Here is a 7,423-nt window from a genome sequence, read left to right as displayed (position 1 = left end):
GCCATCGGGGAGGTCGCGAGCTTCGACGGGCGCTGCGTCGGGCTCGTCGCCCCTGGTTACGCGATGGCCGAGGTCGCCGCGAGCGGCCTGCTCGGCCGGCCCGCGGGCTTCCCCGGATACGACGACGCGACGAAGCTCAAGCTCTCCGGGGTCGACGTCGCCAGCTTCGGTGACGCGATGGCGACCACGCCGAACGCTCTGGACGTGGTCTACGCCGATCCGGTCGCCGGGGTGTACAAGAAGCTCGTGCTCTCGGATGATGCGCAGACGCTGCTCGGTGGCATCCTCGTGGGCGATGCCAGCGCCTACGGCGAACTTCGCCCGCTCGTCGGAGCCGCGCTGGGTGGCGACCCCGCCGCGTATCTGATGCCGGAGGAGCGAGCCGGGACGCCGACGCGCGAACTGCCCGACGCCGCAGTCGTGTGCTCGTGCGCCGACGTCACGGCAGGGCGCATCCGCGCCGCGGTCCACGAGGAGGGCTGCGCCGACGCTGCGGCGGTGAAGGCCTGCACTCGTGCAGGTGCGACGTGCGGTTCGTGTGTCTTCATGGTCTCGAAGATCGTCGGAGCCGAGCTGGCCAAGACCGGCCGCACCGCATCGACCGCGCTGTGCGAGCACTTCGACATGTCGCGACGGCAGCTGTTCGACGCGGTCCGCGTCTCCGGGCTGACGACGTTCAGCACCGTCATTGCGCGCTTCGGACACGGCCGCGGGTGCGACATCTGCAAGCCCGCACTCGCGGGGATCCTGGCGGTGCTCGTCGGCGATCACGTGCTCGAGGGTGAGAACGCGACCCTGCAGGACACGAACGACCACGTCATGGCGAACATGCAGAAGGACGGCACGTACTCGGTCGTGCCCAGGATGCCGGGCGGCGAGGTCACCCCTGCCGGCCTCATCGCGATCGGCCGGATCGCCGACGAGTACGGGCTGTACACGAAGATCACGGGTGGCCAGCGCATCGACATGTTCGGCGCACGCCTGGAGCAGCTTCCCGAGATCTGGGGGCGGCTCGTCGACGCCGGATTCGAATCCGGTCAGGCCTACGGCAAGGCGCTGCGCACCGTCAAGTCCTGTGTCGGGTCGACCTGGTGCCGTTACGGAGTGCTCGACTCGGTCGGCATGGCCGTGCGTCTCGAGCTGCGCTATCGGGGGCTCCGCGCACCGCACAAGCTGAAGCTGGGCGTCTCGGGATGCGCGCGAGAATGCGCGGAGGCCCGCAGCAAGGATGTCGGCGTGATCGCCACCGAGCAGGGCTGGAACATGTACGTCGGCGGGAACGGCGGCTTCTCCCCTCGCCACGCGCAGCTGCTCGCGTCCGGTCTCGACGACGACGGGCTCATCCAGGCCATCGACCGGTTCTTCATGTACTACATCCGCACGGCCGACCGGCTGCAGCGCACCGCAGCGTGGTGCGAAGACCTCGAAGACGGTCTCGACGGGCTCCGCAGCGTCGTCTTCGACGACGCGCTCGGCATCTGTACCGACCTGGACGCGGCGATGGCGCGTCACGTGGATCGCTATGAGGACGAGTGGGCCGCCACCCTGCGCGACCCCGAGAAGCTGCGACGCTTCAGCTCCTTCGTCAACGCCGCCGACACCCCCGACCCCTCGCTCGCCTACGTCCCTGTGCGCGGGCAGGTGCGCCCCGCCACCGAGGCGGAGCGCACGGCGGGCGGCATCCTGATCGCCGGAACCACCCTGGAGGTGCGCAGATGACCATCGCCCACAGTCTCGACACGCTCGTCCGCGCATGCGCGCTGACCGATCTCGAGGTCGAGAGAGGGCGCGCCGCCCTCTTCGGCAAGACGCAGATCGCGCTCTTCCTGCTCGCCGACGGCACGGTGCACGCGGTCGCGAACCTCGACCCGTACAGCGGGGCGCAGGTGATGTCTCGCGGCATAGTGGGCACCCGCGACGGCGCCCCCACCGTCGCTTCGCCGATGCACAAGCAGGTGTTCGACCTGCGCACCGGTCTGTGCGTCGCCACCCAGGGACGGCCGCCCGCGACGCTGCGGGTATGGCCCGTGGTCATGCACGACGGCGACGTGCTCATCCACCTCGGGGAGCTGCGATGACGATGCTCGGCAGAGTGGACCTCGTCGGCGGCGGCCCCGGTCCGGCCGATCTGATGACGGTGCGCGCGGCGCGTCTCATCGCCGAAGCCGACGTGATCGTGTTCGACCGGCTCGGCCCGGCAGCCGAGATCGTGCAGGGACTCGACCCTCGCGTGCTGGTGATCGACGTCGGCAAGCAGCCCGGTCATCACCCGGTTCCTCAGGAGGAGATCAACAGGCTTCTCGTGATGCACGCGGCGGCCGGCCGCCGGGTGGTGCGTCTGAAGGGAGGCGATCCCTTCGTCTTCGGCAGGGGAGCGGAGGAGATGCAGGCGTGTCTCGTGGCGGGTGTGCCGGTCGACGTGACCCCGGCGCCGAGCAGCGCGATCGCCGTTCCGCAGGCGCTCGGCATCCCCCTCACGCATCGCGGCACGGCCGCCGCGTTCCACGTCACCACCGGGCATCGGGGCATCGACGCGACCACGCTCACGGCCATCGCGGATCCCCAGGTTACGACCGTCATCCTGATGGGAGTGACCGCGCTTCCCCGTCTCGTCGACACGGCACTGCGACACGGCATCGCACCCGGCACGCCGATGGCGTTCATCGAGAACGGCCACACGCGGCAGCAGCGCTCGATCCGCACCACCCTCGGCAGTGCGGCGGCGGATGCCAGGACGATGGGGCTGCGCAATCCCGCGGTCATCGTGATCGGCGACGTCGCGCGAGCCGGGCTGCTCGCACCGGTCCGGCCATCTCCGGTGCCCGTGGGAGCAGTGTCCGCGTGACGCCTGGCCGACTGCCGGATTCCGCTCTGGCGGGATGCGCGATCGTCGTCGTCGCCGATCGTCGCGCCGGCGATCTCGCCGTCGCGCTCGAACGTCGCGGCGCGACGGTGCAGCGTGCGCCCGCTCTCAGCATCCTGCCCGCCGCCGATGACGAGCTGCTCCTCGAGCGCTCGCGCGAGCTCGTCGCCCAGCCGCCCGACACCGTCGTGGTCACCACCGGGGTCGGGCTCCGCGGCTGGATGGATGCCGTCCACGAGCGCGACCTGCACCCGCAGCTGACCCACGCGCTGTCGCAGGCGAGATTCATCGCCCGCGGACCGAAGGCGCACGGAGCCATTCAGCAGGCGGGGTTCTTTGCCGACTGGGTGGCGAGCACGGAGACGTCCGCCGAGGTGGCGGAGCATCTCATCGCCCGCGGCGTGGAAGGTGAGCGGATCGCCGTGCAGCATCACGGCGCGGGCTCCGACGGACTGGACGAGCTGCTCACCGCACACGGCGCGACCGTCGTGCCCCTCATCGTGTACAGGTGGGGCCCGCCGCCGGATGCGGGCCTCGTGCGCCGCTCGGCTGAGCAGGCCGCCTCCGGAGCCGTGGACGCGCTGCTGTTCACGTCGGCGCCGGGCGCTGCGGAATGGCTGCGCATCGCCGAGATCGCCGGGTCGCTCGCCGCGATCCGCCGGCGCGCGGAATCCCGGCGGCTGCTGCTCGCCGCCGTCGGTCCGATCACCGCGGCGCCGCTCCGGGATGCCGGCCTGCGGACGGCGGTCGCCGCGCGCGGACGTCTGGGTTCGCTCGTGCGGTGCGTCGTGGAGCATTTCGCGGCCGGGGCGCCCTTCGCCACCACAGCGGCGGGCGCGCTCGAGGTGCGCAGCGGTGGTGCGCTGATCGGTGATCGCTTCGTGCCACTGTCCCCGGCATCTGCGGGTGTGCTCGGCGCACTGTTCGATGCCCGAGGGAGCGTTCTCTCGCGGGAGGAGCTGGGGCGAGTGCTGCCGCGGGGAGGCCAGAGTCCGCACGCCGTCGAGATGGCGGTCGCGCGTCTGCGCGAGGCGCTCGGCGACAGGCGCGCCGTGACGACCGTGGTCAAACGCGGGTACCGGCTGGCGCTCGACGAGCGGCTCTGAACACGGGCCGACGGAGAGGCACCTCGCGTGCCTCTCCGTCGGCCCGTCCGCGAATGCACCTGCGCTCACACCATGACGGAACGAGGCTCCTCCGCGGGCTGCCGGACAGAGCTGCCGCCGTGCGTCAGATAGAGGGGGAGCCCGACGAAGAGCAGTCCGCCCACGAGGTTGCCGACGACCGTGGGGATCTCGTTCCAGATCAGGTAGTCCCACAGCGTGAACTCCCCGCCCATGAGCAGGCCGGAAGGGAACAGGAACATGTTCACGATCGAGTGCTCGAAGCCCATGTAGAAGAACAGCATGATGGGTAGCCACATGGCGATCACCTTGCCCCCGACGGTGTTCGACGCCATCGCCAGCACGACGCCGGTCGACACGAGCCAGTTGCACAGCATTCCGCGGATGAACAGCGTCAGCATGCCGGCGAGGCCGTGATCGGCGTATCCGACGGTGCGACTGTGGCCGATCTCGCCCAGCGCGCGGCCGACCTCGTTCGGCTCGGCTGAGAAGCCGTAGGTGAAGACCGCGGCCATGAGCACGGCGACGAGGATCGCGCCGCAGAGGTTGCCCAGGAACACCAGGCCCCAATTGCGGAGCATGGCAGGAACCGTGGCACCGGGGCGCCGTGCGAGGACGGCGAGAGGACCGAGGGTGAACACGCCGGTGAGCAGGTCGTAGCCGAACAGGTAGAGGATGACGAAGCCGACGGGGAAGAGCACGGCGCCCAGCAGCGGCTGGCCGGTCTGCGTGGCGATCGTCACGGCGAAGGCCGCGCCGATGGTGAGCAGGGCTGCGCCCATGAAGGCCCGGATCAGAGTGTCGCGTGCGGACATCTGCATCTTGGCGGCGCCGGCGTCGAGCATGTGGCCGACGAGTTGGGCGGGCTTGACGTAAGACACGAGTACCTCCTAGGAAAGGAGCCCGGTCGGGCTCTCTCGAGGACAGCGTGGTCCAGCGATGTTTCCGAGGTTCGTGTGTGTGGTTACGCCTATGGAACCAAGTTCTCACCTCGCCCGCGCGGCGCTGTGAGCAAGACGGGTGTCGGCCGCCCCGACTAGCCTGGGAGGATGACCTCCGCGCCCCTGCTCTCGGGACAGACACCGCTCGCCGTGCGCATGCGGCCGGTCTCGCTCGACGAGGTGGCCGGGCAGCAGCATCTGCTGCGCGCGGGGTCGCCGATCGTCGCCCTCGCCGATCCGGATGCCAAGGCGCCCGGCGCGGTGTCGATCATCCTCTGGGGTCCGCCCGGCACAGGCAAGACCACGCTCGCTCAGGCCATCGCCCGTTCCTCGGGGCGCCGGTTCGTCGAGCTGTCGGCGATCACCGCCGGGGTCAAGGACGTACGGGAGGTCATGCAGGAGGCGATCACGCAGCGCGACCTCTACGGCCAGACCACGATCCTGTTCCTGGATGAGATCCACCGGTTCACGAAGGCCCAGCAGGATGCCCTGCTGCCCGGCGTCGAGAACGGCTGGGTCATCCTCATCGCGGCGACCACCGAGAATCCGTCGTTCTCGGTGATCTCGCCGCTGCTCTCGCGTTCGCTGCTTCTGACACTGAAGCCCCTCACCGACGACGACATCGGCGTGCTGCTCGACCGTGCCGTGGAAGACGCGCGCGGGCTGGCCGGCGCGGTGAGCGTGTCCGATGATGCGCGGGCGGCCCTGATCCGTCTCGCGTCGGGGGATGGGCGCCGTGCTCTCACCGGACTCGAGGCGGCCGCGGCCGTCGCGCTCTCGAAGCACGAGGAGGGTGAGGAGGTCGTCGTCACGGATGAGGACGTCGCCCAGGCCGTCGATCGGGCGCTGCTGCGCTACGACAGACAGGGCGACGAGCACTACGACGTGATCAGCGCCTTCATCAAGTCGATCCGCGGGTCGGATGCCGATGCGGCGGTGCACTATCTGGCACGGATGATCGAGGCGGGGGAGGACCCGCGGTTCATAGCCCGTCGACTCGTGATCTCCGCTGCGGAGGACATCGGTCTCGCCGACCCGCAGGCGCTGACGATCGCGACGGCCGCCGCCGATGCGGTCGCCTTCATCGGGATGCCAGAGGGGCGCATCCCGCTCGCCGAGGCGACGATCTACCTGGCGACGACCGCCAAGTCGAACGCCGCGTACGCCGCGATCAATCAGGCGATCGCGGACGTGCGGGCCGGCGGATTCGGCCGTGTGCCGATCCACCTCCGCGATGCCCATTACGCCGGAGCGAAGCGCCTCGGGCACGGCAAGGGCTACCGCTATCCGCACGACAGCGACGCGGGCATCCTGCCTCAGCAGTACCTGCCCGACGAGCTCGTGGGGCGGCGCTACTACGAACCGAAGAACCTCGGTGCCGAGCGCGACATCGCACCCCGGCTGGAGCGCATCCGGCGGATCCTCGGCGACCGCTGAGACGCTCAGCCCGATCTGTTAGCATTGAGCGGCTCGAAACCGAGTTTTCGGGCATCCCTCTCTCCTGCACCACTTCCCGACGCGCCCCGGCGTGCGCGACGAGAAGGAGGAAGCGAGGCGATACGCCCGTGAGGCGCGAAAGACGCGTCCACGTCACGGAAGGAACACTTCGTGGTCACGAAGTCCCAGGACCGCCGCAAGGTCCGTCTCAGCCGTGCGCTGGGAATCCCGCTCACCCCGAAGGCCGCCCGCTACCTCGAGAAGCGTCCCTACGCTCCCGGGGAGCACGGCCGCACCAAGCGCAAGGCCGACAGCGACTACGCCGTCCGTCTGCGTGAGAAGCAGCGTCTGCGCGAGCAGTACGGCATCCGCGAGAAGCAGCTGCGCATCGCGTTCAACGAGGCCCGCCGCAAGGACGGCCTGACCGGTGAGAACCTGGTCGAGCTGCTCGAGATGCGTCTCGACGCGCTCGTCGTGCGTGCCGGCTTCGCCCGCACCACCGCGCAGGCCCGTCAGCTGGTCGTGCACCGTCACATCCTCGTCGACGGTCAGCTCGTCGACCGCCCGTCGTTCCGCGTGAAGCCGGGTCAGCTCATCCACGTCAAGGCCAAGTCCGAGGCTCTCGAGCCTTTCCAGGTCGCAGCAGCCGGCGGTCACGCCGAGGTCCTGCCCCCGGTCCCGGGCTACCTCGAGGTCGAGCTCGACAAGCTGCAGGCCCGCCTGGTCCGTCGTCCGAAGCGCGCCGAGGTCCCCGTGACCTGTGAAGTGCAGCTCGTCGTCGAGTACTACGCAGCCCGCTGATATCAGCATCCGCACGAGAGGCGTCGGGGTTTCCCCGGCGCCTCTCGTCGTAGGATGGAGCGATGAAGAGACTGTCTTGGTTCCTGACCGGCGTGATCGGCGGATTCGTCGCCGCCCACTTCATGAACAAGGATCCTCGCGGGCAGGAGATCTTCGCCGACCTCGACGCCCGTCTGTCTCAGGTCACCGCCGTCATCGGCGACGCGTATCGGCAGCAGGAAGCCCGCCTGTCCGACCCCGCAGACGACTGAACCCGA

Annotated in this window: 8 protein-coding genes; 7 read left to right on the top strand and 1 reads right to left on the bottom strand. The window is 69.8% G+C overall.

Features of this window, described 5'->3' with window-relative positions:
- The 4 genes from nirB to BFN01_RS09290 form a co-directional block, all read left to right on the top strand.
- On the top strand, window positions 1-1,719 hold a 1,719-nt coding region (gene nirB, locus BFN01_RS09305; RefSeq protein ID WP_071643692.1), incomplete at its 5' end, for a nitrite reductase large subunit NirB.
- Window positions 1,716-2,078, top strand: coding sequence for a nitrite reductase small subunit NirD (nirD, locus tag BFN01_RS09300; protein ID WP_071643690.1), 363 nt, complete (start codon window positions 1,716-1,718; stop codon window positions 2,076-2,078). The genes nirB and nirD, both read left to right, overlap by 4 nt.
- Entirely contained in the window at window positions 2,075-2,845 is a 771-nt protein-coding gene (gene cobA / locus BFN01_RS09295; protein ID WP_071643689.1) for a uroporphyrinogen-III C-methyltransferase, read from the top strand. The genes nirD and cobA overlap by 4 nt, the downstream gene beginning before the upstream one ends.
- The gene (locus BFN01_RS09290; RefSeq protein ID WP_071643688.1) at window positions 2,842-3,969 is read left to right on the top strand and encodes a uroporphyrinogen-III synthase; all 1,128 of its coding nucleotides are present in this window, start codon (window positions 2,842-2,844) and stop codon (window positions 3,967-3,969) included. Before cobA ends, BFN01_RS09290 begins: the two co-directional genes overlap by 4 nt.
- A gap of 65 nt (window positions 3,970-4,034) precedes the next feature.
- On the opposite strand, the gene BFN01_RS09285 is transcribed toward BFN01_RS09290, so the two are convergent.
- The gene (locus BFN01_RS09285) at window positions 4,035-4,868 is read right to left on the bottom strand and encodes a formate/nitrite transporter family protein (protein ID WP_071643687.1); all 834 of its coding nucleotides are present in this window, start codon (window positions 4,866-4,868) and stop codon (window positions 4,035-4,037) included.
- Between the two features lie 168 nt (window positions 4,869-5,036).
- Between BFN01_RS09285 and BFN01_RS09280 the strand changes: the two genes are divergently transcribed.
- The 3 genes from BFN01_RS09280 (at window position 5,037) to BFN01_RS09270 (ending at window position 7,417) form a co-directional block, all read left to right on the top strand.
- A complete protein-coding gene (locus tag BFN01_RS09280; RefSeq protein ID WP_083428747.1) occupies window positions 5,037-6,365 on the top strand; it encodes a replication-associated recombination protein A in 1,329 nt (442 codons plus the stop codon).
- A gap of 171 nt (window positions 6,366-6,536) precedes the next feature.
- Window positions 6,537-7,166: a 30S ribosomal protein S4 gene (gene rpsD, locus BFN01_RS09275; protein WP_071643686.1), complete on the top strand. Its 630-nt coding sequence runs from the start codon at window positions 6,537-6,539 to the stop codon at window positions 7,164-7,166.
- Between the two features lie 62 nt (window positions 7,167-7,228).
- Window positions 7,229-7,417: a hypothetical protein gene (locus tag BFN01_RS09270; RefSeq protein ID WP_071643685.1), complete on the top strand. Its 189-nt coding sequence runs from the start codon at window positions 7,229-7,231 to the stop codon at window positions 7,415-7,417.
- Window positions 7,418-7,423: the final 6 nt, after the last annotated feature.

This window comes from Microbacterium sp. AR7-10, from assembly GCF_001878835.1.
Lineage (GTDB): Bacteria > Actinomycetota > Actinomycetes > Actinomycetales > Microbacteriaceae > Microbacterium > Microbacterium commune.
This window is presented reverse-complemented; position numbering and strand designations above follow the sequence as displayed.